20 protein-coding genes and 1 riboswitch are annotated in these 25,327 nt (G+C 72.8%); of the genes, 11 read left to right on the forward strand and 9 right to left on the reverse strand.

The genetic code is table 11. From position 1 onward, the window contains the following. Positions 1-44 precede the first annotated feature (44 nt). Complete coding sequence (locus ADK64_RS09900) at positions 45-839, forward strand: class II aldolase/adducin family protein (protein ID WP_053657191.1); 795 nt, start codon at positions 45-47, stop codon at positions 837-839. Here the strand turns inward: ADK64_RS09900 and ADK64_RS09905 are convergent. Continuing rightward, a complete protein-coding gene (locus ADK64_RS09905; RefSeq protein ID WP_053657193.1) occupies positions 832-1,719 on the reverse strand; it encodes a DUF4429 domain-containing protein in 888 nt (295 codons plus the stop codon). The two genes, ADK64_RS09900 and ADK64_RS09905, sit on opposite strands and share 8 nt — an antisense overlap. Before the next feature lie 190 nt (positions 1,720-1,909). Here ADK64_RS09905 and ADK64_RS09910 point away from each other — a divergent pair, with 190 nt between their 5' ends. Continuing rightward, positions 1,910-3,190 carry a hypothetical protein gene (locus ADK64_RS09910; protein ID WP_053657196.1) on the forward strand — a complete coding sequence of 427 codons (1,281 nt, stop codon included), beginning with the start codon at positions 1,910-1,912 and terminating at the stop codon, positions 3,188-3,190. A gap of 386 nt (positions 3,191-3,576) precedes the next feature. Next, a complete protein-coding gene (locus ADK64_RS09915) occupies positions 3,577-4,101 on the forward strand; it encodes a DoxX family protein (protein ID WP_078992578.1) in 525 nt (174 codons plus the stop codon). Here ADK64_RS09915 and ADK64_RS09920 read toward each other — a convergent pair. Both ADK64_RS09920 and ADK64_RS09925 read right to left on the reverse strand, forming a co-directional pair. Then, complete coding sequence (locus tag ADK64_RS09920; RefSeq protein WP_053657201.1) at positions 4,098-4,307, reverse strand: hypothetical protein; 210 nt, start codon at positions 4,305-4,307, stop codon at positions 4,098-4,100. The two genes, ADK64_RS09915 and ADK64_RS09920, sit on opposite strands and share 4 nt — an antisense overlap. Next, entirely contained in the window at positions 4,294-5,742 is a 1,449-nt protein-coding gene (locus tag ADK64_RS09925) for a PspC domain-containing protein (RefSeq protein WP_053657203.1), read from the reverse strand. Before ADK64_RS09925 ends, ADK64_RS09920 begins: the two co-directional genes overlap by 14 nt. A 175-nt stretch (positions 5,743-5,917) precedes the next feature. Here ADK64_RS09925 and ADK64_RS09930 point away from each other — a divergent pair, with 175 nt between their 5' ends. Both ADK64_RS09930 and ADK64_RS09935 read left to right on the forward strand, forming a co-directional pair. Continuing rightward, positions 5,918-7,243, forward strand: coding sequence for a PspC domain-containing protein (locus ADK64_RS09930; protein WP_420712950.1), 1,326 nt, complete (start codon positions 5,918-5,920; stop codon positions 7,241-7,243). Beyond that, on the forward strand, positions 7,240-7,950 hold the full coding sequence (locus ADK64_RS09935) for a LuxR C-terminal-related transcriptional regulator (protein WP_053657207.1): 711 nt from the start codon (positions 7,240-7,242) through the stop codon (positions 7,948-7,950). The genes ADK64_RS09930 and ADK64_RS09935 overlap by 4 nt, the downstream gene beginning before the upstream one ends. A gap of 18 nt (positions 7,951-7,968) precedes the next feature. Here ADK64_RS09935 and ADK64_RS09940 read toward each other — a convergent pair whose 3' ends face one another. Next, positions 7,969-9,033, reverse strand: a complete 1,065-nt coding sequence (locus ADK64_RS09940) for a C40 family peptidase (protein WP_053657394.1) — start codon at positions 9,031-9,033, stop codon at positions 7,969-7,971. A gap of 437 nt (positions 9,034-9,470) precedes the next feature. Here ADK64_RS09940 and ADK64_RS09945 point away from each other — a divergent pair, with 437 nt between their 5' ends. Next, positions 9,471-9,824, forward strand: coding sequence for a hypothetical protein (locus tag ADK64_RS09945; protein ID WP_053657210.1), 354 nt, complete (start codon positions 9,471-9,473; stop codon positions 9,822-9,824). A gap of 13 nt (positions 9,825-9,837) precedes the next feature. Here the strand turns inward: ADK64_RS09945 and ADK64_RS09950 are convergent, their stop codons facing one another. Beyond that, a complete protein-coding gene (locus ADK64_RS09950; RefSeq protein WP_053657212.1) occupies positions 9,838-10,989 on the reverse strand; it encodes a C40 family peptidase in 1,152 nt (383 codons plus the stop codon). A 7-nt stretch (positions 10,990-10,996) separates the two neighbouring features. After that, a riboswitch (cyclic di-AMP (ydaO/yuaA leader) is annotated at positions 10,997-11,165 on the reverse strand. Between the two features lie 261 nt (positions 11,166-11,426). Here ADK64_RS09950 and pcrA point away from each other — a divergent pair. Then, on the forward strand, positions 11,427-13,907 hold the full coding sequence (gene pcrA, locus ADK64_RS09955) for a DNA helicase PcrA (RefSeq protein WP_053657216.1): 2,481 nt from the start codon (positions 11,427-11,429) through the stop codon (positions 13,905-13,907). Between the two features lie 46 nt (positions 13,908-13,953). On the opposite strand, the gene ADK64_RS09960 is transcribed toward pcrA, so the two are convergent. Together ADK64_RS09960 and ADK64_RS09965 are read right to left on the reverse strand one after the other, a co-directional pair. Further along, entirely contained in the window at positions 13,954-15,450 is a 1,497-nt protein-coding gene (locus ADK64_RS09960) for a M23 family metallopeptidase (protein WP_053657219.1), read from the reverse strand. 242 nt (positions 15,451-15,692) lie between these two features. Beyond that, a complete protein-coding gene (locus tag ADK64_RS09965) occupies positions 15,693-16,544 on the reverse strand; it encodes an esterase/lipase family protein (protein ID WP_053657222.1) in 852 nt (283 codons plus the stop codon). Between the two features lie 224 nt (positions 16,545-16,768). Between ADK64_RS09965 and ADK64_RS09970 the strand changes: the two genes are divergently transcribed. Continuing rightward, positions 16,769-17,191, forward strand: coding sequence for a cobalamin B12-binding domain-containing protein (locus ADK64_RS09970; protein ID WP_053657225.1), 423 nt, complete (start codon positions 16,769-16,771; stop codon positions 17,189-17,191). On the opposite strand, the gene ADK64_RS09975 is transcribed toward ADK64_RS09970, so the two are convergent. Then, positions 17,167-18,852, reverse strand: a complete 1,686-nt coding sequence (locus tag ADK64_RS09975) for a DUF5691 domain-containing protein (RefSeq protein WP_053657397.1) — start codon at positions 18,850-18,852, stop codon at positions 17,167-17,169. The two genes, ADK64_RS09970 and ADK64_RS09975, sit on opposite strands and share 25 nt — an antisense overlap. Before the next feature lie 77 nt (positions 18,853-18,929). Beyond that, positions 18,930-20,285, reverse strand: a complete 1,356-nt coding sequence (locus tag ADK64_RS09980; RefSeq protein ID WP_053657227.1) for an SWIM zinc finger family protein — start codon at positions 20,283-20,285, stop codon at positions 18,930-18,932. A gap of 132 nt (positions 20,286-20,417) precedes the next feature. Between ADK64_RS09980 and ADK64_RS09985 the strand changes: the two genes are divergently transcribed. The 3 genes from ADK64_RS09985 to ADK64_RS09995 are packed head-to-tail and all read left to right on the forward strand — an operon-like array spanning position 20,418 to position 25,320. Next, positions 20,418-21,590, forward strand: a complete 1,173-nt coding sequence (locus ADK64_RS09985) for an ATP-binding protein (protein ID WP_053657231.1) — start codon at positions 20,418-20,420, stop codon at positions 21,588-21,590. Then, the gene (locus ADK64_RS09990; protein ID WP_053657234.1) at positions 21,587-24,133 is read left to right on the forward strand and encodes a DUF5682 family protein; all 2,547 of its coding nucleotides are present in this window, start codon (positions 21,587-21,589) and stop codon (positions 24,131-24,133) included. The genes ADK64_RS09985 and ADK64_RS09990 overlap by 4 nt, the downstream gene beginning before the upstream one ends. After that, positions 24,130-25,320, forward strand: coding sequence for a vWA domain-containing protein (locus ADK64_RS09995; RefSeq protein ID WP_234384518.1), 1,191 nt, complete (start codon positions 24,130-24,132; stop codon positions 25,318-25,320). The genes ADK64_RS09990 and ADK64_RS09995 overlap by 4 nt, the downstream gene beginning before the upstream one ends. Positions 25,321-25,327: the final 7 nt, after the last annotated feature.

Consider the following 25,327-nt stretch of genomic DNA (forward strand, 5'->3'; position numbering starts at 1 on the left):
GGGTAACTTCCGGCGCGTACCGCAATCCCAGTGCTGGAGGACCTATGCACGGGCCGACCCCGCCCCTGCCGCTGCCCACCGACCAGCTGCAGTTCGCCATGCCGCCGATGCACGACGCGGTCGAGGACGAACGGCGGCATCGCAAGGAGCGGCTCGCCGGAGCCCTGCGGATCTTCGGGCGGGCCGGGCTCGAGGACGGGGTGTCCGGACACATCACCGCACGCGACCCGGAGTTCACCGACTGCTTCTGGGTCAACCCGTTCGGCATGCCGTTCAAGCACGTCACCGTCAGCGATCTCGTCCTGGCCAACCAGGACGGCCAGGTCGTCGAGGGCCGCTACCACGTCAACCAGGCCGCGTTCACCGTCCACGCCCAGGTGCACGCCGCCCGCCCCGACGTGGTCGCCGTCGCCCACTGCCACTCCGTGCACGGCCGCGCCCTCGCCGCGCTCGGCGAACTGATCGACCCCCTCACCCAGGAGAGCTGCGCCTTCTACGAGGACGCGGCGCTCTACGACTCCTACACCGGCGTCACCGTCGACGCCGAGGAAGGCCGCCGCATCGCCGCCGCCCTCGGCTCCCGCAAGGCGCTCGTCCTGCGCAACCACGGACTGCTCACCGTCGGCGACTCGGTGGACGCGGCGGCCTGGTGGTTCCTGTCCATGGAGCGGTCCTGTCAGGTGCAGCTGATGGCGAAGGCGGCCGGCCGCCCGGTCCTCATCGACCACAAACTGGCCGTCGCCACCCGCGAACAGCTCGGTGGCGACCTGGTGGCCTGGATCAACTACCAGCCGCTGTGGCAGGACATCAGCCGCAGCGAACCGGATCTGCTCAGCTGAACCCCCTGAGAACGGCCGCCTTCGTCAACGCGAACTCCTCGTCCGTGAGCACCCCGTTCCGGTGCAGCTCGCCCAACTCCCGCAGCCGGCGCAGCAGCACGTCATGGTGGTCGGCCTGCGCGGGTACGGCCGCGCGGAGCCGGCCCAGGCCGTCGCGGGCGCCGGCCACACGGGTGGAGGGGTGCGGCAGCCGGGCGGTGACGGCCGTCGCGACCAGCGCGGTCAGTAGATCGCGCCGCACGCTGCCCCACAGGTCCAGGGTGTAGGGGTCCCGCTCGGGCGGCAGCTTGGAGTACACCGTCTCCGGGGTCACGAACCGCAGGAAGCCGTCCTCGTACCCGGAGTTGGGCAGCCACTCCACCTGCACCAGATCGCCCAGGCCGATGATCCGCGGGCCGGTCGCGCGCTTGACCCGGTCGGAGGTGTCGGACCAGTCGATGCGCACCTGGCCGCCGTCGAAGGAGACCGTGCCGTCCGAAGACCGCACCGACACCGGCACCGGCGGTCCTGGCAGTAGATAGCCCGCCGTGGGCTCCTGGGGGACCCGGTCGAGCAGCAGCGCGTGCCGGATCTCCTGCGCCACGTACTCCGCGACCCCCGAACGGTCCGCGTCCACCGACAGCCGGTAGGGGTCGGCCGGGTCCGGCAGCCGCCCGCCCGTCGCCTGGAGCAGCGGATCGGCGCCGTCGCGCAACCGCATCCGCAGCCGGCCACGTTTGCGCTCGGGTTCGTAGACGACGCCCGAGACCGCCTCCAGGGGTACGGAGACCTCCCCGTACGTCTGCCGGAACAGCGGCACGGACCGATGCAGTCCCGGGGTGATCCGGATCGTGCTGCCGTCGAAGGCCCAGGTCCCGTCCCGCGCGATGATCTCGGCCATACGGAAATTCTCCCAGCCGGGTCAACACACCGGCCCCCACTTCACCCGCCGTGACCCGGCCCGACGAGCCCGGGCGGGCCTCCGTAAGGCACAATTCGCTGACGGCGCAAGCGAGTTGCGCGGCAACGGGACGGTCCACCGAGGGGCCGCCGGCCGCGTCAGAAGGTCGTGGGGAAGGCGGGCGTCCGGCGTGGCGGTGCAGGAGGCGAGAGGGGACACGGGTGCCGACAGCACTCACGAGGGCGGCTGTACCTGCGGGGACTGTCCGCACGGCGCCCGTGAGGGGCACCGGCGCGCCGTCGCCGCGTTCCTGCGCCGACGCGACGAGTTCGCGGCCGGGCAGGGCTTGCCCGCGGCCGTGGTGCACTCGGCCTCGGCGTCTCGCCAGTGGGTCTCCGAGGAGCTGACCCAGCGGGCGGAGGCCGTCGCCGAACGCGGGCGTGCCGAGGGCGAGGCGTGGCTCGCCGGGCTGTGGCTGTGGACGGTGGCCGCGGTATGGGCCGTGGTCGTCGCCCTGCTGCTCGGCGAGGCGCTCACCGCGATCGGCGCGGGCTGGACGGGCGCCCGCACCGCGGCCCTGCTCGCCGCGCTCGTCATCGCCGGCACGCTCACCACCGCCTGCCGGCTCCACCGGGCCCGCGGCGGGGCGCTCGCCCCCGTGATCGGCGAGGACAACCGGATCTCCACCTCCCGCACGGTTGCGGCCGGTTGGGTGCTGCTCGTCGGCTACGCCGTCCTGCTGCTGGCGGCCCGGCTGGCGGCCGCCTCCGACCACGCCGAACGGGACGCGCTGCTCTCGGGACTCGACCTCGCGCGCGGCACGGGCGTGGTGACCGTCCTCGCCGTGGTGTGCGGCATCGCCGTGCTGGTCCGCCGAGTGGTGAGCCTGCGCATCCTCGCCCAGCGACTGCAGAAGGTGTCGGCCCACCGGCCGCGCGCCGCCGACCTGCTCACCGACGACTCCGGCCGGGGCGCCTTCACCGACATCCAGTACGTCGCCATCAACGCCGTCGCCCTGCTGTTCGCCGCCGTACGGCTCGCCCGCCGCCCCGACCAACTGCCCGACCTGCCCTGGGGGCTGGGCGTGATCGTGCTGATCTCGGCGGCGACCTACCTGGCCGGCAAGTACGCCGAGGGCGGCCGCCCGGTCGTCCTCTCCGTGGTCCGCGCCCGCGAACCCGGCGACCTGGACGGGCCGATCCGCACCGGCGACGACATCGAGATCCGCGGCGCCGGCTTCGTCCCGCCCGGCGCCCGGGCCGCCGACCGGCTCTCCCGCATGGTCGTCCGCATCGGCGTCGTCGACGTGCACGTACCGCTCGTTCCCGTCACCGGCGGCTTTCGCAACCCCTCCGACAGCGTCCTGACCGTCCCCGTACCGGTCGAGGTCGAGCCCGGGGCGGTGGAGGTCCAGGTGGTCACCGCAGCCGGTGTGGCGACCAACCGGTACACGGTCCAGGTGACGGAGTGAGGGACGGACGAGACGGGGGAGCCGGGTCAGAAGGGCGAGGAGGCGTCCGATGAGCGACCGGCCCGGGCTCGACATGAGCACTTCCTGCTGCACCACCGACACCTCCTTGGACCGGTTGGACTACGACTGGCCATACGGTTTCGCCCGCTTCGAGAGCGCCGCCTGAAACCCGCGGCGCTCACCGCTCGTCCCTGAGGGACTCACCGCCGTGGAGCGGGTCCTCGGGCACCCGGCGCGGCAGATCCCGGCCCGGGTCCGCCCCCCGGGCCCTTCGTACGCCCGCCCGAATTCCGGAAAAACATCCGGGAGGGGATTGAACGCGCCCCGCCTGTCATACGTATCGTCGAATGAGGGGTGGGACGGCGGGCGAGAGGCGGCTGGCGACGATGACTCACGGCATTCGGACGGACACGCACATGAACCGGCTGAACGGTCCTCGCGGCTGGCGGGACGTCGCCGCCCACTACGCCCTGCTGCCGCTGCGTGTCTTCCTCGGCGTCACCTTCATCTACGCCGGCCTGGACAAGCTCACCGACAGCGCCTTCATGAAGTCCGGCGGCGCCGGGTCGGTCGGCGACACCATGCGGGCGGCCCGCGACTCCGCCGCCATCCCCGCCCTGGTCGACCTGGCCCTGAAGAGCCCGGTCGGCTTCGGATACGCCATCGCCTTCGGAGAACTGGCCGTCGGCATCGGCACCCTGATCGGTCTGCTCGCCCGGCTGGCCGCGCTCGGCGGGGCGCTGATCTCGTTCAGCCTCTGGATGACAGTGAGCTGGGCGACGACCCCCTACTACTACGGCAACGACCTCGCCTACCTGATGGCCTGGCTCCCCCTGATCCTCGCCGGTGCCCCCTACCTCTCGCTGGACGCGGTCTGGCGGTCCCGGCACCGACAGGGCGGATACCGCTAGCCGCTCTCCGTGCCGCCGCGTCTGCGTATCGCCCGGGCCACGGTCGCCGTGGCACCGGCCAGGCACAGTCCGCCCACGACCAGCGGGACGACCGCGAACCACGGCGTCTGCCACAGGCCGCCCGCATCTCCCGCGTAGACCGCCCCGGCGGCCGTGAGGAAGAGCCCGGCGACCAGCCTCCCGGGCTGGAACTCATGACGCAGCACGGCTGACCTCCACCTGTCCCGCACCGACCCCGAGCGTGATGTCCAGCGTGCCGGCGTCCTTGGCGCCCTTGGCCGGCGCCAGCGTCACCGCCTTGTGCCTGCGCGGCTGCACGTCCACGTCCTTCCTGCTCTCTCCGGGCAACCTGATGTCGCCCACCCCCACATCGATGGTCAACCGCACGGTCCCGGCCGCCGGCAGGACCACCTTCAGCTGCCCCGCGCCCACATGGGCGTCCGTCGAGACCGTCTGCCCCTTGGCCGGATGCACCCGGGTCAGATCCAGCGTGCCCCGGCCGGTGCCCAGCTCATATCTCGGCTGCACCTGCGCCGTCGCCGCGGGCGCCCAGGAGGTGTCTCTCCAATGGGAGGTGATGTCCTTGGGCATGGCCGACGCCCCGGCGAGCAGGGCCGCGGTGATGAGCGCCAGGAACACCGTCCCGGCCCCCGTGCGCCCCAGGAACGCGCTGATCGCGAGGCCCAGGCCGAAGACCGCCAGCGCACAGGCGAGGCCGGTCTGGAGACTGGTGCCCAGCGGGTGCGTGTCCCAGGTGAGCCCCGTGCCCAGGCCGCCCGCCACCAGGGCGAGCAGGAACACCCAGCCACCGATCCAGCGCGGCCCGCGCGGTCTCGGGGGTGTGGCGGCGGACCGTGGCTCTACGGGGCCGGCGGAGCTGGTGTGGGGCCACGGGATGGCGACCCCGACGTCCACGACCGAGACGAGGTCCCGCTCGCGGGCGTCGCCGGGCCCCCACAGATAGCCTGTGCCGCCGTCGTGGGTGCCGTCCTTGACGATCGGGTCCCGCCACCAGGACGGGTAGGTGGTGATGACCGGCGGTGCCTGCGCCTCCGGCGGGGCGTCGGCCGCGGCCTGCGCCGACAGCGGGTCGGGGTCGGCGGCGTCACGGCGCCGCGACCAGTACCCGGCGCCCGCCAGCAGCAGGGAGAGCACCGCGGCGAAGGTCAGCACCCCGCCGTTTCTCAGCATGGTCAGGAAGATCCCGCAGCCGACCAGGGCGAACAGCACGGCGGCGAGCGCCTGCCCGTCGACCCGGGCCGTCAGGAGCTTGCGCAGCTCGTTCTCCTCCTCGTCCTCGTACGGCACGAGGAGCCAGACGAAGCCGTAGAAGATCAGACCGATGCCGCCGGTCGCGGCGAGCACGGCCAGGGTGATCCGGAAGATCACCGGGTCCATGTCCGTCTGCCGGCCCAGGCCCGCGCACACGCCTCCGATCATCCGGTTCCGGCGGTCGCGCCGGAACCGGTCGAAGGGCGCGGGGGCCTGCTCCTGCTCCCCGGCGGGGATGTCGGTGCCGGCGCCGGCCGCTCCCGTCCTGTGCGTCGCGGCGGGCCCGGCATCCGTCGGTCCGGTGCCCGGGGCCGGGCGCGGGCCGGTGCCGGGTCCCGGACCCGTCGCGGCGTGCTCGTGATCCGTCATGCCTCCATGGTGACGGCCCGCCCGCCGCGGCGGCAGTCGGGACGACCCTGGGCGAACCCTGAAATCGGCCCTGAGACGGGGCGGGGAAGCGTTCGACCGGCCCGGGACCGCCCCTGCCCGGCGCTCCCCGACCCGGTTCCGCCGAAGATCAGGGGCGTCTCGGGGGCCGACCCTGATGCCTGGCCCCGCCGGCCATGTGACCATCGTTGGCATGCCGGAAGCCGCAAGCCTGCCAGTCGACGACCCGCGGCCGCCGCGCAAGCTCTACCGCAGCAGCGACGGACGCTGGCTCGGCGGAGTGGCGCGGGGCCTCGCCGGGCATCTCGGGCTGCCCGTCATCTGGGTGCGGCTCGTCTTCGTCGGCCTGTTCATGGCCGACGGACTGGGTGCGTTGTTGTACGCGGCGTTCTGGTTCTTCGTCCCTCTCGGCCTCGGCGGTGTCGGCGAGAAGCCGCCGTCGCTGGTGGGCACGGAGACGGCACCGGACGGCCGCCGCAGGCTCGTGGCCCGCAAGCCGGACCGTGGCCAGATCGTCGCGCTGCTCCTCATGGTCATCGTGTCCATGGTCTTCGTGGGCAGCGTCAACCTGGGCAGCGCCGCCAAGGCGTATCTGCTGCCCGCCGTGCTCGTCGCCGCCGGTGTCGCCCTCGTGTGGAGACAGGCGGACAACGCCCGCAGGGCCCGCTGGGTCGAGGTCGGCCGTCGACGTCGCACGCTCACGCTGCTGCGCGCGGCCGGCGGTGTCCTGCTCGTCACGGCCGGTGTCTCCGCCATCTTCGTGCTCCAGGGCTCGGCGGCCCACCTCGGCGCGGTCCTCCAGGCGGCGCTCGCCGTGCTCGTCGGCATCACCCTGCTCGCCGGTCCCTATCTGGTCCGGATGACCCAGGACCTGTCCGAGGAGCGCCTGATGCGTATCCGCGCGCAGGAGCGCGCCGAGGTCGCCGCCCACGTCCACGACTCGGTGCTGCACACCCTCACCCTGATCCAGCGCAACGCCGACAACGGGAACGAGGTGCGCCGCCTCGCCCGCGCCCAGGAGCGCGACCTGCGCACGTGGCTGTACAAGCCGGAGGGCACGGGCAAGGACGAGGCCGACGAGCCGGACACGGTCGCCGAGGCGGTGCGGCGCAGCGCCGCCGAGGTGGAGGACAAACACGGTGTGCCCATCGAGGTCGTCATCGTCGGCGACTGCCCGCTGGACGAGAGGACCACCGCGCAGATGCAGGCCGCGCGCGAGGCGATGGTGAACGCCGCCAAGTACGGTGGCGACGGCGGCGCCGTACAGGTCTATGCCGAAGTCGAGGGGAAGACGGTCTTCGTGTCCGTGCGCGACCGCGGCCCGGGCTTCGACCTCGACTCGATACCCGCCGACCGGATGGGCGTCAGAGAATCGATCATCGGCCGTATGGAGCGCAACGGCGGCACGGCCCGGCTGAGGGCGGTGCCGGGCGGCGGCACGGAGGTCGAGCTGGAGATGGAGAGGGCGGAGAAGACGTCATGAGCGACGCGACCGAGGCGAACGGCACGACAGGAGCCGACGCGGGCGGACGGCACGTACGGGTCGTGCTCGTGGACGACCACCGTATGTTCCGCACCGGCGTGCAGGCCGAGATCGGCCAGACCGCCGAGACCGGTGTCGAGGTGGTCGGCGAGGCCGCGGACGTCGACCAGGCGGTCACGGTCATCACCGCGACCCGGCCCGAGGTGGTCCTCCTCGACGTCCATCTGCCGGGCGGCGGCGGAGTCGAAGTACTGCGCCGGTGCGCGGCGCTGATGGCCGACGCCGAGCAGCCCGTCCGCTTCCTCGCACTGTCCGTGTCGGACGCTGCCGAGGACGTGATCGGTGTGATCCGTGGCGGCGCCCGCGGCTATGTCACCAAGACCATCACCGGCACCGACCTGGTCGACTCGATCTTCCGGGTCCAGGAGGGCGACGCGGTCTTCTCCCCGAGGCTGGCCGGGTTCGTCCTGGACGCCTTCGCCTCCACCGACGCCCCGCCCGTGGACGAGGACCTGGACCGTCTCACCCAGCGCGAGCGCGAGGTGCTGCGCCTGATCGCCCGGGGCTATGCCTACAAGGAGATCGCCAAGCAGCTGTTCATCTCGGTGAAGACGGTCGAGTCCCATGTCTCCGCGGTCCTGCGCAAGCTCCAGCTGTCCAACCGGCACGAACTGACCCGCTGGGCGACGGCCCGCCGTCTGGTCTGACCCGTAGGGGGCTCGCGCTCACGCCACCCGGGTGGCTCCGGCGAACGGCATCTGGTCGATCGGGGCCAGCCGGACCGGTGCCGATGGGTTCGGCGCGTGGATCATCTGGCCGCCGCCGACATAGATGCCGACGTGACTGACGCCGGAGTAGAAGAACACCAGGTCCCCGGGCTGGAGTTCGGCGCGTGAGACGCGTCGGCCCGCGTTGATCTGGGCGTAGGTGGTGCGGGGCAGGGAGATGCCGGCGGAGCGGTAGGCGGCCTGGACCAGGCCCGAGCAGTCGAAGGCGTTCGGGCCGGTCGCGCCCCACACATAGGGGCTGCCGAGCTTGGCGTAGGCGTAGGCGAGGGCCGCCGCCGCGCGGGTGTCGGGCGCCGCTGCGGACCCTGCCCGCGCCAGGGCCTCCCGGGCGTCCGTGGCCGACCGGGAGGCGCGTCCCGGGGCAGCGCCGTCACCGGTGATCTCGGTCCGCTGCTGGGGGGTGAGCCGTGCCAGCAGCCGCCGGGCCTCGTCCAGCTTGCCGGTGATGGCCGTCTTCTGCCGCCGCAGCTCGACCTGCCGGGCGCGCAGCGACGTCAGCTGGACGCGCATGGCGCCGCGCAACTGCTCGATCTCCCGGAGCTGTTCGCGTACCTGTGACACGGTGGCGGCCTGCCGTTCGCCGGCCCGCTCGGCGAGGGCGGCGTCCTCCAGATACTGGTCGGGATCGCTGGACAGGGCCAGTTGCCAGGCCGGGGCGAAGCCGCCGTCGCGGTACTGTGCCGAGGCGAACGAACCCAGCGCGTCCCGGGCCGAGTTGAGCTTCTGCTGCTTGCGGGCGGTCTCGTCGTGCAGCGCGTTGAGCCGCCGCTGGGCCGTGTCCGCCTGCTCCTTGGCGCCGTCGTACTTCTCGGTCGCGGCCTCGGCCTGCTGGTACAGCGTGTCCACCGTGGCTTTCACCTGTGCCGGCGTCAGCTGCGGCTCGGCGTGGGCCGTCCCGTCGAACCCCGTCGCGGTGGCCGCGCCCGCCAGGGCGAGCGTGGCGGCCGTCCGGGCCGTGGGGCCGCCGAGCGAGCGTTGCCGGGGCTTGCGGTGCGCTGCCACCTGGACCGTCACGTCCTTCCGTACGACTCTCGACGACCGAGCGGACTGCACGTCCGGCGGCGGCCCGCACAGGGGGAACGGGCCGCCGCCGGACCTTTCTCGGCGGAGTGCCCGGCCGCCGCCCCTGGCACGGGCGGCGATGGGAAGCCGGTCACCTGGGGGAGGACGGTAGGCCGGGATGTGACGAGCAGGTAACGCGATGTACGGAACTGACTTCGACAGACCGAGATGTGACCGTATGTGATCGCATCGGTCCTCCAGGGTCGCCCCCTTCACGCAGCGTGGTGACCGATGCGCGGAAAGAGGGACAGACGGTAGTCGCGAGGTGCTATGGGTCGCATATATGCAAGATCCACGACGGTCGTGCGCGGGTCCGGACGGCTGTGGGCCGGGGCCGGTGACAGGGGGCCGGTGCTCCCTGGTTAGGCTCCGGCCCCATGGACGTACTCATCCATCTCTTCGTCGGCCTGCACATCATCGGCATCGCCGCGCTGCTCGGCGGTTTCCTCACCCAGATGAAGGCGATGGGCCAGGGCACGGCCCGGTTCGTCCCCGGGATGCTGCACGGCGCGCTCACCATGCTCGTCACCGGGGTGATCCTGGTCGGCCTCAACCAGGCCGACCATCACCACGTCAACGCCATCAAGATCGGTGTGAAGCTGGCGTTCCTGATCGTGATCCTCGGGCTGGTCTACGTGAAGCGCGACGAGGAGAAGGTCGACAAGAGCGCCTTCGGGGTCGTCGGCCTGCTGACCATGGCGAACATCTTCATCGCCGTCCTGTGGAGCTGACCGGGACCAGACGTCACCCCGGGCGGACCACGCTGTGGATGATCGATTCTCCGCCGTAGTACACCGACTCCTCGCGGACGTACGCGCCCGGCTTGGGGGCGTGGATCATCATGCCGTTGCCGATGTAGAGGCCGACATGGCTGATGTCGTCGTAGAAGAAGATCAGGTCGCCCGGCCGCGCGTTCGCCAGTGAGACCGTGGTGCCGGCGTCGACCTGGTCGTAGGTGGTGCGCGGGAGCGTGACGCCGGCGGCCTTCCAGGCGGCCTGGGTGAGGCCCGAGCAGTCGTAGGAGCCGGGCCCGGTGGCGCCCCACACATACGGCTTGCCGATCTGGGCGCGGGCGAAGTCGAGGGCCTTCGCGGCCTTCGCGTCGTACGAGCCGGAGGACCCGGAAGACGCGGAGCCGGTCGAGGCCGAGCCGGACGACGACGAGCCGGACGAGCTGCTCGGCCGCTGGGCCTGCTGCTTCGCCAGCTCGGCCGCCTTGCGTGCCGCCTCCCGTTGCCTGGCCCGCTCGATGTCCGCCAGCCGCGCCTTCTCCTGGGCCGTCAGCTGCGACAGCAGCTCGCGCGCGGAGGCGAGTTTCTTCTGGACGGCGGCCTTCGCGCTCTGCAGGTCGTGCTGCGAGTCGGTCAGCGTCTGCAGGCTCTCCGCGGCCTCCCGCCGCTTCTTCATGGTGGCGGCCTGCTCGCCGACGTAGGCGTCGACCGCGCTCTTCTCGCGCGAGGTCAGCCGGTTCATCAGCTGGGTCTGGTCGAAGTAGTCCTGCGGGCTGTCCGCCAGCAGGAAGGTGGCCGTGTCGGGCGTGGTGGCGCCGGTGCGGTACTGGGCCGCGGCGAAGGAGCCCAGCTGCTCGCGGGCCCTGTTGAGGCGGCCGGTGCGGCGCGCGACCTCCTCGCGGAGCGCGTCGGCGCGCCCGCGCTCCTTGCCGGTCTGCTCCTTGGCCGCGTCGTACTTCTCGGTCGCCGACTCCGCCTGCCGGTAGAGGTCGTCGACCTTCTTCTCCACCTCCTCCAGACTCGGCCGGGCATGGTCGGTCCCGGGGGCGGCCTCGGCGGTCTGGGACAGCATGGCTATGGAGGTGAGGGCGGCGGTGGCGAGGGCGGGGGTGCGGATGCCCGCTCCGTGGGTCCCGCCGGGGCGCGGCTTGCGGTGCGACGCCAAGGGAGGCGACTCCTTCCAGTGGGCCGCCTACCGGGTTAGCTGTCGGGTTCGGGCGCGTTCGGAAGGTTTGCCCTACGGCGTCGTCCCGGGCGGGAGTCGGCCGATTCACCCCGGGATCGGTGGGTCCCCGGCTCCGGGCGCCCCGAGGGGCACGCCGGACTCGGCGGGGGCCGCGCGGCCCGGCGGGGTTCGCCGGTAGGGGTCGTACGGCCCGGACGCACGCTAGCCAACTCGTGTGACTCCTGTGAAGGTTGGTGCGTGATATGTCCGATACATTTTCGTGACCTGGAGGTAGTTTCCCGGCTGCGTCATCGGACGGTTCCGCAGCGTGAAGGGGTGCAGGGCCGGCCGGACGCCATGATCGACTCTCCTGGAAGGCTGTCATGTTCCGGGTATGGCGACCGGTTGTCGGTGGGGCGCCCTAGACTCGGAGAGCGATGAGCAGCCTCTTTGACGACAGCTTCCTGGCGGACCTCCAAACCCCTCGCGGGCACGAGGAGGAGCCTCCGCCGCCGCCCGAGGACGATCACGCTCCGGAGCCGGTTCCGGACGATCTGTTCGGCGGGAAGTTCGACGCGCCGCCGGACCGGGACGCGTACTACCGCGACGGCGCCCCGCGCCCCGCGATCGACCCGGCAGCGCTCCTGGCGGGGCTGAACGACAACCAGCGCGCGGCGGTCGTGCACGCCGGCTCCCCGCTGCTCATCGTCGCCGGCGCCGGTTCCGGCAAGACCCGCGTCCTCACCCACCGCATCGCCCACCTGTTGGCCGAGCGGAACGTGCACCCGGGCCAGATCCTCGCGATCACCTTCACCAACAAGGCCGCGGGCGAGATGAAGGAGCGCGTCGAGCAGCTCGTCGGCCCGCGCGCGCACGCGATGTGGGTGATGACCTTCCACAGCGCGTGCGTGCGCATCCTGCGCCGCGAGTCGAAGAAGCTCGGCTTCACGTCGTCCTTCTCGATCTACGACGCTGCCGACAGCAAGCGCCTGATGGCCCTGGTCTGCCGCGACCTGGACCTCGACCCCAAGCGCTTCCCGCCCAAGTCCTTCAGCGCCAAGATCAGCAATCTGAAGAACGAGCTGATCGACGAGGAGGACTTCGCCGCGCAGGCCACCGACGGCTTCGAGAAGACCCTCGCCCAGGCCTACGCGCTCTACCAGTCGCGGCTGCGCGAGGCCAACGCGCTCGACTTCGACGACCTGATCATGACGACGGTCAATCTGCTGCGTGCCTTCCCGGACGTCGCCGAGCACTACCGCCGCCGCTTCCGGCACGTCATGGTCGACGAGTACCAGGACACCAACCACGCCCAGTACGCGCTGGTGCGCGAGCTGGTCGGCACGGGCGACGGCGCCGACACCCCTGCGAACGAGCACGACCTCCCGCCCGCCGAGCTGTGCGTCGTCGGTGACGCGGACCAGTCGATCTACGCCTTCCGGGGCGCGACGATCCGCAACATCCTCCAGTTCGAGGAGGACTACCCGAACGCGACGACGATCCTGCTGGAGCAGAACTACCGCTCCACGCAGACCATCCTGAGCGCTGCCAACGCGGTCATCGAGCGCAACGAGTCCCGCCGCCCGAAGAACCTGTGGACCAACGCAGGCCAGGGCGCGCGGATCACCGGCTACGTCGCCGACACCGAGCACGACGAGGCCCAGTTCGTCGCCGACGAGATAGACCGCCTGGTCGACGCGGGCGACGCCAAGGCCGGCGACGTCGCCGTCTTCTACCGCACCAACGCCCAGTCCCGCGTCTTCGAAGAGATCTTCATCCGCGTCGGCCTGCCCTACAAGGTCGTCGGCGGGGTCCGCTTCTACGAACGCAAGGAGGTCCGGGACGTCCTCGCCTATCTGCGCGTCCTCGCCAACCCGGAGGACTCGGTACCGCTGCGCCGCATCCTCAACGTGCCCAAGCGGGGCATCGGCGAGCGCGCGGAGGCGATGATCGACGCCCTCTCCCAGCGCGAGAAGATCAGCTTCCCGCAGGCGCTCAAGCGCGTGGACGAGGCGTACGGCATGGCCGCGCGTTCCACCAACGCCGTCAAGCGGTTCAACACGCTGATGGAGGATCTGCGCACGATCGTGGAGTCCGGCGCCGGACCGGCCACCGTCCTGGAGGCGGTCCTCGAACGCACCGGCTATCTGGCCGAGTTGCAGGCCTCCACCGACCCGCAGGACGAGACCCGCATTGAGAACCTCCAGGAACTCGCGGCCGTGGCCCTGGAGTTCGAGCAGGAGCGCGGCGAGGGCGAGCCGGTGGGGCTGTCCGAGTTCCTGGAGCAGGTGGCGCTGGTCGCCGACTCCGACCAGATCCCCGACGAGGACGACGAGGGCTCCGGCGTCATCACCCTGATGACGCTGCACACCGCCAAGGGCCTGGAGTTCCCGGTCGTCTTCCTGACCGGCATGGAGGACGGCGTGTTCCCGCACATGCGCGCCCTCGGCCAGACCAAGGAGCTGGAGGAGGAGCGGCGCCTGGCGTACGTCGGCATCACACGCGCGCGTGAGCGGCTGTATCTCACGCGGTCGGCGCTGCGCAGCGCCTGGGGCCAGCCGTCGTACAACCCGCCCTCCCGCTTCCTGGAGGAGATCCCGGCCGCCCACGTGGAGTGGAAGCGGACGGGCGCGGCGGCGCCGGTGTCCTCCGGCCCGGCCTCCGGGATCGCCGCCTCGCTGTCCTCGTCCCGCTCGCGTTCGTCAGCGGCGGGCGCGTCCGGATTCGCCACGCGGCGTACGGCGGACAAGCCGGTGGTGTCCCTGGCGGTCGGCGACCGGGTCACCCACGACCAGTTCGGGCTCGGGACGGTCGTCGCCGTGTCGGGCGTCGAGGACAAGGCCCAGGCGACGATCGACTTCGGCGACGGCAAGTCGAAGCGGCTGCTGCTGCGGTATGCGCCGGTGGAGAAGCTGTAGAGGAGACGAGCCCCGCCGGATCGGCGGGGCTCACGTCATACGGGGCTCAGGTCGGGTCCAGCCCGTGGCTGCGCAGCCACGGCAGCGGGTCTATGGGTGCCCCGCCGCCTGGTCGTACCTCGAAGTGCAGGTGCGGACCGGTGGAGTTGCCGGAGTTGCCCGAGTAGGCGATCGGCTGGCCGGCCTTGACGGTCGTGCCGGAGGGGACGCGGTAGCTGGACAGATGGCAGTACCAGGTCTGCGTGCCGTCCTTCGCCGTCAGGATCAGCATGTTGCCGTAGGCGCTGTTCCACTTGGTGGAGACGGTGCCGTCCATGGCGGCCATCACCGTGGTGCCGTAGGAGACGGGGAAGTCGATGCCCGTGTGCACCGACATCCAGTTCACGCCCGCCTGGCCGAAGTAGGCGCTGAGCCCCTTCTGTGTGACCGGCAGGACGAACTTGGGGCGCAGCCGCTCCTTGAGCGCGGCCTCCGCGGCGGCCTTCTTCTTCTCCAGCACCTGCTGGTTCTTGAGGTCGATCCGCTCCTGCGTCCGGCTCGCCCGGTCGGCGAAGTTCTCTGCGCCGGCGGAGAGCGTCTTGAGCTGCGCGTCCAGCTTGCTGTTGGCGACCGACGGCTTCACCGCGTGTGCGTCCGAGGCGGAGGCGGTGGTCTCCTTGCCGTCGTCGGTCAGCGCGCCGACCGAGGCGGCGGCGATCCCGGCGACCCCCATCACACAGGCCGAGGGCACGGCGACGGTCAGCAGCGCGGAGCGCTTGGCGGGCGTACGACGCCGGGAGCGCCCTGCGCTCCGAGCGCCCGCGCGGGGAGCGGGAGTGATCTCCTCCTGGCCGTCCAACAGGGCTGGTTCGACGCGCAGTTCACCGGTACTGCCCGGATCGCCGCCGCCGTCGCCGGGGTACGCCTCGCCGAGGTCGGTGTCCTCGTACGGTGCCCCGTCCTCGTATCCCGCCTGCGGAAAGGCCGCGGTCGCCGATGCGTCGCCGACCTGCTCGAACGTGGCGGTGGCCTGCTGGTCGAACGGTTCGGCAACCTGCTCGGCCGGGCCGGCGGAATTCCACTGCGTGGCGTCGTACGTGCCGGTGTCGAAGCCCTGGGTGCCCCACGCCCACTGCTGGGTCGGGTCGGCGCCGCCGGACTGGTCGGGCTGCTGCCAGGCGCTCGCGTCCCAGTGACCGCTGGTCTCGTTCCCGGTGGCCTGCGCGGGGACCGTCCAGGCGCCGGCGTCGTAGACACCGGAGTCGTAGGCGGCGTGGTGCTGGGCGGCGTACGCGTCGTAGTGCGGCGTCTGCCACTGCGTCGTGTCGTACGCGCCCGTGCTCTGCTCGCCGGGCAGGCTGCCGAAGAGCGGGTCGCTGTGGAAGGTGCCGGTGCTGTCGTGGCCTGGCGCGAAACCGGTGGCGTCGTAGCCGCCGTACGTGGTGAAGTTGTTGCCGTAGGGGGCTTCATGGGTCCCGTACGGCGCGTGGTCGTAGTGCGCGGCGGAGGCGTCGGAAGCCGGGGCCGGGGTGGTCATGGTCCCCGACGGGTGACGGTCGTTCACCAACTTCTCTTTCGCCTCGACAACAGGGGCTGCCAGAGCAGTGCGGCGACTGTACCCGCCGGTACCTGGGCGCGACAATCTTCTGCCGGTTTCGCGTTGGCCGGAAACGGGCATTCGGCGGTCTTTCGGGGGACGCCGGGCACGAGTTTGGCCGAGAGTTCGATGGGCGTTCGATGTGAGGTGACTGTTGGTCACCTGTACGTCACGTCGCCGTCGGAAAGGTCATGCCACCGTCACACAGTTCACGCCACCGTCAGACCGCCGGCGACCGCGCCCCCGGGGTGCGCGGTGTCGAGCGCCTCGCGTATCCCGGCGGCGACCGCGGGGTGCACGGGCAGGGCGAGATGCCCGATGCCGGTCACCCGGACGTTCTGCGCGTCCAGATCGGGATGGTCCAGGCAGGCCGACTCCACCGGATCCATGATGGAGTCCAGGTCGCTCCAGAAACTGACGAACCGTGTACGGCAGCCGGGCGCGGGCCGGGACAGCTCCTCGATCACTCCCGAACCGGGCCGCATCTGGCGCACGATCGGGTGGGCGTCGGCCAGCGGCGCGACCCGGGTCCCCGCGTGCGGGGTGCCCAGGGTGACGAGCGTGCGCACCCGCAGGTCCCCGCCGAGGCACTGCACGTAGTAGCGGGCGATCAGCCCGCCGAGGCTGTGGCCCACGATGTCGACCCGCGGGCTGCCGGTGCGCTCGCAGATCTCCTCGACGTGCCGCCCGAGCAGCTCGGCCGCGGCGCGGATGTCGCAGGTCAGCGGGGAGTAGTTGAGCGACTCGACGCGCTGTCCGCCGTGCTGGGCGAGGCTTCGGCGCAGCAGCACGAACACCGAGCGGTTGTCGATGAATCCGTGCAGCAGCACGACCGGCGGGGCCGAAGGGACCGGCAGCTGGGCGGTGCCGTCCGCGGCGGGCAGGGCGGGGGAGCGGCGCTCCTGGGTCAGACCGGTCGGATACAGCAGGAGGTGGCCGGCCAGGATCGCGGCCTCCAGGGCGGTCGCCTTGAGCAGCGCCATGGACAGTCCGGCCAGTCTTCCGGGCCACAGGCGCCGGTAGAACGGGAGGAAGGGTGGCAGTGCTCCGGTGACCTTCATGGCCGACCTCCTGTCGGCACACCGGAGGACGGCTCGATCCCCCGTGTGCCCTCATGTCCCACCGTGTGATTTCCCCCTCGCCGCGCACCGTAAAACTGCCGGTTGCGGGATGCTGGAGATAACGTTCGTTCACTTCGCGACGGGTGGCGGAACGCGCCAAAAGTGCGGTACTTGTCCTTAATGACGGAAGCGATCGCTTCCGTGGTCGTTCGATGGAGGCAGTGATGGGTGTGGCAGCCGGTCCGATCCGCGTGGTGGTCGCCAAGCCGGGGCTCGACGGCCACGATCGCGGGGCCAAGGTCATCGCGCGTGCCCTGCGCGACGCCGGTATGGAGGTCATCTACACCGGGCTCCATCAGACGCCGGAGCAGATCGTGGACACCGCCATCCAGGAGGACGCCGACGCGATCGGCCTGTCCATTCTCTCGGGCGCGCACAACACGCTGTTCGCCGCGGTGATCGACCTGCTCAAGGAGCGCGACGCCGCGGACATCGTCGTCTTCGGCGGCGGCATCGTCCCGGAGGAGGACATCCCGCCGCTGAAGGAGAAGGGCGTCGCGGAGATCTTCACCCCGGGTGCGACGACCACGTCGATCGTGGAGTGGGTGCGGGCGAACGTCCGTCAGCCGGCCGCCTCCGGCGGCTGAGCCGACGGTTCGTCCGGGCAGGGCCCGCGGGTGGTGCCCGCCGGCGTCAACTCGTCCGCCATCGCCGCCCGCAGCCGCAGCGTGGTGACCAGCCGTTGGAAGGCCTCCGCCCAGTACCCCCCGGCCCCCGGCGCCGCGTCCTCCCGCTCGTCGGGTATCGCCAGCAGCGCCTGGAGCCGGGCGGCCTCCGCGGGGTCCAGGCAGCGCTCCGCCAGCCCCATCACGCCGCTGAAGCTCCAGGGGTAACTGCCCGCGTCGCGTGCGATGTTGAGTGCGTCCACGACCGACCGGCCCAGCGGTGGCGCCCAGGGCACCGCGCACACCCCGAGCAGTTGGAACGCCTCCGAGAGGCCGTGCGTCGCGATGAACCCGGCCACCCACGCGGCCCGTTCCGCCGGGTCCAGGGTCGCCAGCAGCTTCGCGCGCTCCGCGAGGGACACCGCCCCCGGCCCGCCAGCCTCCGGCGCCGACGGCGAGCCGAGCAGCGCCCTCGACCACGCGCCGTTCCGCTGCCGCACCGCCGCCCGGCACCAGGCCGCGTGCAGTTCGCCCTGCCAGCCGTCCGCCACCGGCAGTGCCACGATCTCCCGCGCCGTGCGTCCGCCGAGCCGCTCGGGCCAGATGCCGAGCGGTGCGGCCTCCACCAACTGCCCCAGCCACCATGAGCGTTCTCCTCTGCCTGCGGGAGGTGTCGCCACCACACCGTCGCGCTCCATGCTTGAGTCGCACTCGAGCGGTGGCTCGACCGCGATCGCCGGCGCGGGTCCCGTACGGTCGAGGGCCGCACAGGCCGCGGCGCGTGCGGCCATGCGTGCGGCGAGCGCCGAATCCGGCAGCGCCGACAGCAGTTCCGCCGCCGTCGCCCGGACGTTGCGGCTGCGGTCGCCCAGCGCCTGTTCCAGGAACGGCTCGTCCTCGGCGGACAGGCCCGTGCGCAGCGAGTCGAGGAACATCAGCCGGTCCTCCGCCCGCTCCTGCGGCCAGGTCGACGCCAGCAGCTCGCGCGCGAGCGCGGGTCTGTGCGCGCGCAGCGCGCCCAGCAGCGCCACCCGCTCGGCGAACAGCCCCTCCTGCCACAGCCGGCGCACCGACTCGGCGTCGCCGGGGCCGGGCAGCGCGGCGCCGCCGCCGGGGGCCGCGCGCAGGGCGAAGCGCCAGTCCGGGTTCAGCCGGGCCAGCCACAGCGCGCGCGGGCCCGCGAACGCCAGCGCCGCCGGGCGCAGGTCCGTGCGGCCCCGGGCCGCGTCCAGCAGGGCGGGCAGCGCCTGCGGGGGAGCCGCGTACCCGTGCGCGACGGCCGCCGCGAGCCACTGCGGGAGCAGCTCCATGAGGTCCGGTGCGCTGCCCCGGCGGCCGCCGCTCGCCCCACCGGAACGGCCGGCCAGCAGGGCGGCCAACCGGCGGCCCGCGGCGGCGGGCAGGGCCGGGCGCGGATCCGCGGGCGCCGGCTCCGGCCGCCGGGCCGCCCGCGCGGGCCGCAGCCCGGCCCGCCGCCGTACGGTCGCCAGGGCGGCCGCGTCGAGCAGCGCCAGGGGTGCCTCCCGGCCGGGCACCGCGCCCGCCCAGCGGCGCCGGTCGGTGCCGAGCAGGGCGGTGGTGACCAGCTCTTCCCAGGAGCTTGCGGGTGCCGTCGCGGTCCGGGTGGTCGAGGTCCCCTTCATGTCGTCCCCTTCCTCATGGCGTTCCCCGTCGTGTTCCGGATGGCGCTGCGCCCCGGCTTCCCGCACGGCCGGTCCGCTCAGCACAGTGGCACCGCCTCGTCCGCACCCGCCGCCCAGGCCGTGAGCGGAGTGAAGCCGCGGTGGCCGCACTCGCCGAAGACCGTCACGGGGGCGCCGCCGGACAGCGCGACCAGCCGCCACAGGCCGGGGCGGGACCGGGCGGCCCGGGTCAGCGGCAGGGCCGTGTCCGCGTGGGCGTCGGCCAGTTGCCACAGCTCGCCGTCCGGGACCGGTATCACCCGCTCCAGCGTCACCGGGACCGACTCCAGCCAGGGATCGTCGCGCAGCGCCTCGCCGTACCGGGCCGCCGCCTCGGCCGTGGCCACACCGGGTGGGCGGAACGCGGCCGGCGTCGGCGGGGCGAACCGCTCACCGAGGGCGGCCCGGGCCCGGCCGGCCCCCGGATGACCGGACAGCTCCGCGTCCAGGGCGAGGCCCACCGGCAGGGACAGCTCCGGGGGCCGCCCCGCCGCGCCGTACGACAGCAGCAGCCGGGTGAGGCCCGACTCGGCGCCGTGCAGCCAGATCCGGCGGGTCGTCAGTTTCGTGTCCACCGTGTCGTACTGGGCGAGTACCAGCCAGTGGTCGCGCACCGGCGGACCCTCCGCCGAGGCCGGCAGGCCGAGCCGGGAACGGACCGTGGCCGCGAGTGCGTCCGGCAGCTCGTCGCGGCGCAGCCAGGCCTGGTCGAGCAGATGCAGCAGCGCGCACTCCTCCAGCAGCCGGGCCGGCCAGCCCGCCCCCGAGGCCGGTATCGCCCCCAACTCCCTTGTCCGCGCGGCGAGTCCGGGGGCCTGCGCGTCGACCATGCGGGCCGACGTCTCGTCCCACGCGCCGTACCCCGCCTGCTCGGCCGCGGCCAGGCCGCCGCGGAGCAGGTCCGCGAGGCGCTGCTCCAGCTCCGTGGCGCCCGCGGTGACCCGCTCCGCCCGCCGCCCGGCCCGCCGCCGCGCCGCCTCCGGATCGGCGGGCCCGGCCGTGGAACCCCCCTCGTTCCGGCCCGGCTTGGTCCCGGCGCGCTCGCGTCTGCTCGCGAGCCACTGCTCGGCCCAGTCCGGCGGCTCGGCGGGCACCGGCACCGAGTCGTCGCCGCCCGCCCACAGCAGAAGCAGCCCGAGCGCGTGCTTGCACGGGAACTTACGGCTCGGACAACTGCACTTGTACGCCGGTCCGGCCGCGCCGGCGAGATCGACCACCGTCTGGTACGGCCTGCTGCCGCTGCCCTTGCACAGCCCCCACACCGTCCCCTCTTTGCTTCCCGCCCCGGACCACGGACCGGCCGTGCCGAGCTTGCCGCCTGCTTTGCGTGACGCGGCGTCAGGCGCCAGTGCCAGCACCTGCTCCGCGGTCCAGCGCACCTCCGGCTCAGTCATGTCTCCGACGGTAGGTCCCGCCACTGACAATCGGCCCGGCGCTGATGTTTGTGCAGGTCAGGGCGATTGTCAGTGGCGTGGTGCACGGTTGGTGACAGATCCGAACCGGCCGAGCTGGAGGGGGCCTCAGCCATGACTGTGTCCGTGGAAGCGAAGTCCGTCGAAGCCAACGAGAGCCAGGGTGTGGCGAGCGGGAACGAGGGGGCGGCGAGCGGGAACGAGGTCTCGACGGCACTGCGACCGCACGCCGAGCACGCCTTCGCCGCCGAACTCACCGCACTCGCCCGGCAGGACGACCGCCCGCGCCCGGCCCGCTGGAAACTGTCCCCGTGGGCCGTGGCGACGTACCTGCAAGGCGGCACCCTGCCGGACGGCACGGTGATCACACCCAAGTACGTGGGCCCGCGCCGCATCGTCGAAGTCGCCGTCACCACGCTCGCCACCGACCGTGCCCTGCTCCTGCTCGGTGTCCCCGGCACCGCCAAGACCTGGGTCTCCGAGCACCTGGCGGCCGCCGTCAGCGGCGACTCCACCCTGCTGGTCCAGGGCACGGCCGGCACGCCGGAGGAGGCGATCCGGTACGGCTGGAACTACGCGCGCCTGCTCGCGCACGGGCCGAGCCGTGACGCGCTCGTGCCCAGCCCCGTCATGCGCGCCATGGCCGAGGGCATGACCGTGCGCGTGGAGGAGCTGACCCGTATCCCGGCCGACGTGCAGGACACGCTGATCACGATCCTGTCCGAGAAGACGCTGCCCATCCCGGAGCTGGGCCAGGAGGTCCAGGCCGTCCGCGGGTTCAACCTCATCGCCACCGCCAACGACCGCGACCGCGGCGTCAACGACCTCTCCAGCGCGCTGCGTCGCCGCTTCAACACCGTGGTGCTGCCGCTGCCGGAGAGCGCCGAAGCCGAGGTCGACATCGTCACGCGCCGGGTCGAGCAGATCGGCCGCTCCCTCGACCTGCCCGCCGCGCCCGACGGCATCGAGGAGATCCGCCGCGTCGTGACCGTCTTCCGCGAGCTGCGCGACGGCATCACCGCCGACGGCCGCACCAAGCTGAAATCACCCAGCGGCACGCTGTCCACGGCCGAGGCGATCTCCGTCGTCACCAGCGGCCTCGCCCTGTCCGCGCACTTCGGCGACGGCGTACTGCGCCCCGGTGACATCGCCGCCGGCATCCTCGGCGCGGTCGTCCGCGACCCGGCGGCCGACCGGGTCGTCTGGCAGGAGTATCTGGAGGCCGTCGTCCGCGAGCGTGAGGGCTGGACGGACTTCTACCGCGCCTGCCGCGAGGTGAGCGCATGACCGGCTCCGGCCGGAGCACGGCGTACGACGCAGGTCCGCTGCTGCTCGGCGTGCGGCACCACGGGCCCGGCTCCGCGCGCGCGGTGCGGGCCGCGCTGACCGCCGCCCGGCCCCGGACCGTCCTGGTCGAGGGCCCGCCCGAGGCCGACGCGCTGATCCCGCTGGCCGCCGACCCGGACCTGCGGCCCCCGGTCGCCCTGCTCGCCCACGCCGTGGACGAGCCCGGCCGCTCGGCGTTCTGGCCGTTCGCCGAGTTCAGCCCCGAATGGGTGGCGATCCGCTGGGCCCTGGAGCAGGGCGTCCCGGCCCGCTTCATCGACCTGCCGGCCACGCACACGCTCGCGTGGAAGGGGGCCGACGAGCCTCAGGGGAGCGATGAGCCTCAGAGCGGCGATGAGCCTCGGAGCGGCTGTCGACTTCAGGACGGAGAGGAGTCGCAGGACGCCTGCGATCAGGTCCGGGTCGACCCGCTCGCCGTTCTCGCCGAGGCCGCCGGATACGACGATCCCGAGCGCTGGTGGGAGGACGTCGTCGAGCACCGGGGCCCGGGCGAGCTGGATCCCTTCGCCCCGTTCGCCGCCCTGGAGGAGGCCATGGGCGCGCTGCGCGAGCGGTACGGTGCCGGCGGGCATGCGCGGGACCTTGTGCGCGAGGCCCACATGCGGCTCCAACTGCGGGCGGCGCACAAGGAGTTCGGGGACGAGGTGGCGGTGGTGTGCGGGGCCTGGCACGTGCCCGCGCTGCGCGCGAGGACCACCGTCGCCGGCGACCGGGCCCTGCTGAAAGGCCTGCCCAAGGTCAAGACGGACCTGACCTGGGTGCCCTGGACGTACCGCAGGCTGGCCCGGGCCGGCGGATACGGCGCGGGCATCGACTCGCCGGGCTGGTACGGCCATCTGTTCCACGCCCCCGACCGGCCGGTGGAGCGTTGGCTGACCAAGGTGGCGGGGCTGCTGCGCGAAGAGGACCGGTTCGTCTCCTCCGCCCATGTCATCGAGGCCGTCAGGCTCGCCGAGACCCTGGCGGCACTGCGCGGCCGCCCGCTGGCCGGACTGATCGAGACCACCGACGCCGTGCGCGCGGTGATGGGCGACGGTTCGGACATGCCGCTGGCGCTGGTGCACGACCGGCTGGTGGTCGGGGACGTACTGGGAGAGGTGCCGGACTCGGCCCCGGCGGTGCCGCTCCAGCGCGACCTGGCCCGCCGGCAGCGTTCCCTGCGGCTCAAACCGGAGGCGCAGGAGCGGGAGCTGGAGCTGGACCTGCGCGGGGACACCGACGCCGGCCGCAGCAGACTGCTGCACCGACTGCGGCTGCTCGGCGTCGGCTGGGGCGAGCCGGCCCGGTCGCGGGGGAGCACGGGCACCTTCCGGGAGACCTGGCGGCTGCGCTGGGAGCCGGAGCTGTCGGTGCGGGTCGCCGAGGCGGGCGGGTGGGGGACGACCGTACGCGGCGCGGCGCAGGCCAAGGCGGAGGCGGACGCGGCGGCCGCGCGCACCCTCGCCGACGTCACCGCGCTCGCCGAGCTCTGTCTGCTCGCCGGTCTGCCGGACGCCCTGCCGGTCGTCATGCGGGTGCTCGCCGACCGGGCCGCGCTCGACACGGACGTCGGCCACCTCGCCCAGGCCCTGCCCGCCCTGGTCCGGTCCCTGCGCTACGGCGATGTGCGCGGCACCGACACCGGCGCCCTGGCCGGGGTCGCGGCGGGCCTCGCCGAGCGCGTCTTCGTCGGCCTGCCCGGAGCCTGCGCCGCGCTCGACACGGACGCGGCGCAGGAGATGCGCGGCCATGTGGACGCCGTTCACGCGGCGGTGGTGCTGCTGGCGGAGAGTGTCGGTGTCCGTGCGGGCGTCTTTGCCCCTCCCGGGTCCGATCGAGCGGGGAAAGTCCCTTCGCCCGCCCGTGCCGACCCGAGCGGCACGAGCGGCACGAGCGCCCACGGTCATGACGGCGGCCTGGGCGCGCAGGGCGGTGCCGGACAGGGCGGTCTGCGGGACCGCTGGCGTGCCGTGCTGCGGACGCTGGCGCTGCGCGACTCGGTGGCCGGAGTCCTGCGGGGGCGGGCGGTGCGGCTGCTGCTGGACGACGGCGAGCTGGGACCTCAGGAGGCGGCGCGGCTGATGGGGCTGGTCCTGTCGCCGGGTACCCCGCCCGTAGACGCGGCCGCCTGGATCGAGGGCTTCGTCGGCGGCGGGGGCGGGCTGCTGCTGGTGCACGACGAGCGGCTGCTCGGCCTGGTCGACAGCTGGCTCACGGGGGTGCCGGCGGAGGCGTTCACGGACGTACTGCCGCTGCTGCGGCGCACGTTCGCTGCGTACGAGCCGGGGGTGCGCAGAACGCTCGGCGAACTGGTCCGGCGGGGCCCGGGCGACCGGACCGCCGGCCGGGCGGCACAGGGCGCGGCGGCACAGGGCTTCGCCGCCGAGCCGGACACCGAGCGCGCCGACGCCGTGCTGCCGGTGCTGCGGCTGCTGCTCGGCCTGGACGGAGAGCGACAGCACGAGACGAGCGATACCGACAGCTGTGCGGGGGTGGGCACATGACGACCGAGCCGATGGCGAACGACATCGGGACCGACACCGGCGACCCCGCGAGGGAGCGGTTGCGGCGCTGGCGGCTGGTGCTCGGCGGGGACCAGGCCGACGGCACCGGATGCGCGCTGTCCGGCCGGGACGCGGCGATGGACGGCACGCTCGCCGCGCTTTACGGCAAGGGGGACACACTGCAGACGGGACGGGACCGTTCGGCCGGGCTCGGGGCCTCGGCACCGTCCGTGGCGCGCTGGCTCGGAGACATCCGGCGCTACTTCCCGTCCTCCGTCGTGCAGGTCATGCAGCGCGACGCCATCGACCGGCTCGGGCTCTCCTCCCTTCTGCTGGAGCCGGAGCTGCTGGCGGCGGTGGAGGCCGATGTGCACCTGGTCGGCACGCTGCTCTCGCTCAACCAAGCGATGCCGGAGACCACCAAGGAGACGGCACGCGCCGTCGTCCGCAAGGTGGTCGAGGACCTGGAGAAGCGGCTCGCGACCCGCACCAGGGCCACCCTCACCGGTGCCCTCGACCGCAGCGCCCGCATCAGCCGCCCGCGCCACCACGACATCGACTGGAACCGCACCGTCGCGGCCAACCTCAAGCACTACCTGCCCGAGTACGGCACGGTCGTGCCGGAGCGGCTCGTGGGATACGGGCGGGCAGCGCGGTCGGTGAAGAAGGAGGTCGTCCTCTGCATCGACCAGTCGGGCTCGATGGCGGCGTCCGTGGTCTACGCATCCGTGTTCGGGGCGGTGCTCGCCTCCATGCGGTCGATCAGCACCCGGCTGGTCGTCTTCGACACGGCGGTGGTCGACCTCACCGACCAGCTGGACGATCCGGTCGACGTCCTCTTCGGCACCCGGCTCGGCGGCGGTACGGACATCAACCGGGCGCTCGCCTACTGCCAGTCGCAGATCACCCGGCCCGCCGAGACGGTGGTCGTGCTGATCAGCGACCTCTACGAGGGAGGCATCCGCGACGAGATGCTCAAGCGGGTGGCCGCGATGAAGGCGTCCGGGGTGCAGTTCGTGGCGCTGCTCGCCCTGTCGGACGAAGGGGCGCCCGCGTACGACAGGGAGCACGCGGCGGCGCTGGCCGCGCTCGGCACACCGGCCTTCGCCTGTACGCCCGACCTGTTCCCCGAGGTGATGGCGGCGGCCCTGGAGAAGCGGGCGCTGCCGATACCGGACACCGCATGACACCGGG

Source organism: Streptomyces sp. MMG1121, assembly GCF_001280015.1.
Lineage (GTDB): Bacteria > Actinomycetota > Actinomycetes > Streptomycetales > Streptomycetaceae > Streptomyces.

Coding starts and splice junctions, on each gene's coding strand:
- ADK64_RS09900 (WP_053657191.1), top strand. CDS start 45: ATGCACGGGCCGACCCCGCCCCTGCCGCTGCCCACCGACCAGCTGCAG.
- ADK64_RS09905 (WP_053657193.1), bottom strand. CDS start 1,719: ATGGCCGAGATCATCGCGCGGGACGGGACCTGGGCCTTCGACGGCAGC.
- ADK64_RS09915 (WP_078992578.1), top strand. CDS start 3,577: ATGACTCACGGCATTCGGACGGACACGCACATGAACCGGCTGAACGGT.
- ADK64_RS09925 (WP_053657203.1), bottom strand. CDS start 5,742: ATGACGGATCACGAGCACGCCGCGACGGGTCCGGGACCCGGCACCGGC.
- ADK64_RS09930 (WP_420712950.1), top strand. CDS start 5,918: ATGCCTGGCCCCGCCGGCCATGTGACCATCGTTGGCATGCCGGAAGCC.
- ADK64_RS09935 (WP_053657207.1), top strand. CDS start 7,240: ATGAGCGACGCGACCGAGGCGAACGGCACGACAGGAGCCGACGCGGGC.
- ADK64_RS09945 (WP_053657210.1), top strand. CDS start 9,471: ATGGACGTACTCATCCATCTCTTCGTCGGCCTGCACATCATCGGCATC.
- pcrA (WP_053657216.1), top strand. CDS start 11,427: ATGAGCAGCCTCTTTGACGACAGCTTCCTGGCGGACCTCCAAACCCCT.
- ADK64_RS09965 (WP_053657222.1), bottom strand. CDS start 16,544: ATGAAGGTCACCGGAGCACTGCCACCCTTCCTCCCGTTCTACCGGCGC.
- ADK64_RS09970 (WP_053657225.1), top strand. CDS start 16,769: ATGGGTGTGGCAGCCGGTCCGATCCGCGTGGTGGTCGCCAAGCCGGGG.
- ADK64_RS09975 (WP_053657397.1), bottom strand. CDS start 18,852: ATGAAGGGGACCTCGACCACCCGGACCGCGACGGCACCCGCAAGCTCC.
- ADK64_RS09980 (WP_053657227.1), bottom strand. CDS start 20,285: ATGACTGAGCCGGAGGTGCGCTGGACCGCGGAGCAGGTGCTGGCACTG.
- ADK64_RS09985 (WP_053657231.1), top strand. CDS start 20,418: ATGACTGTGTCCGTGGAAGCGAAGTCCGTCGAAGCCAACGAGAGCCAG.
- ADK64_RS09990 (WP_053657234.1), top strand. CDS start 21,587: ATGACCGGCTCCGGCCGGAGCACGGCGTACGACGCAGGTCCGCTGCTG.
- ADK64_RS09995 (WP_234384518.1), top strand. CDS start 24,130: ATGACGACCGAGCCGATGGCGAACGACATCGGGACCGACACCGGCGAC.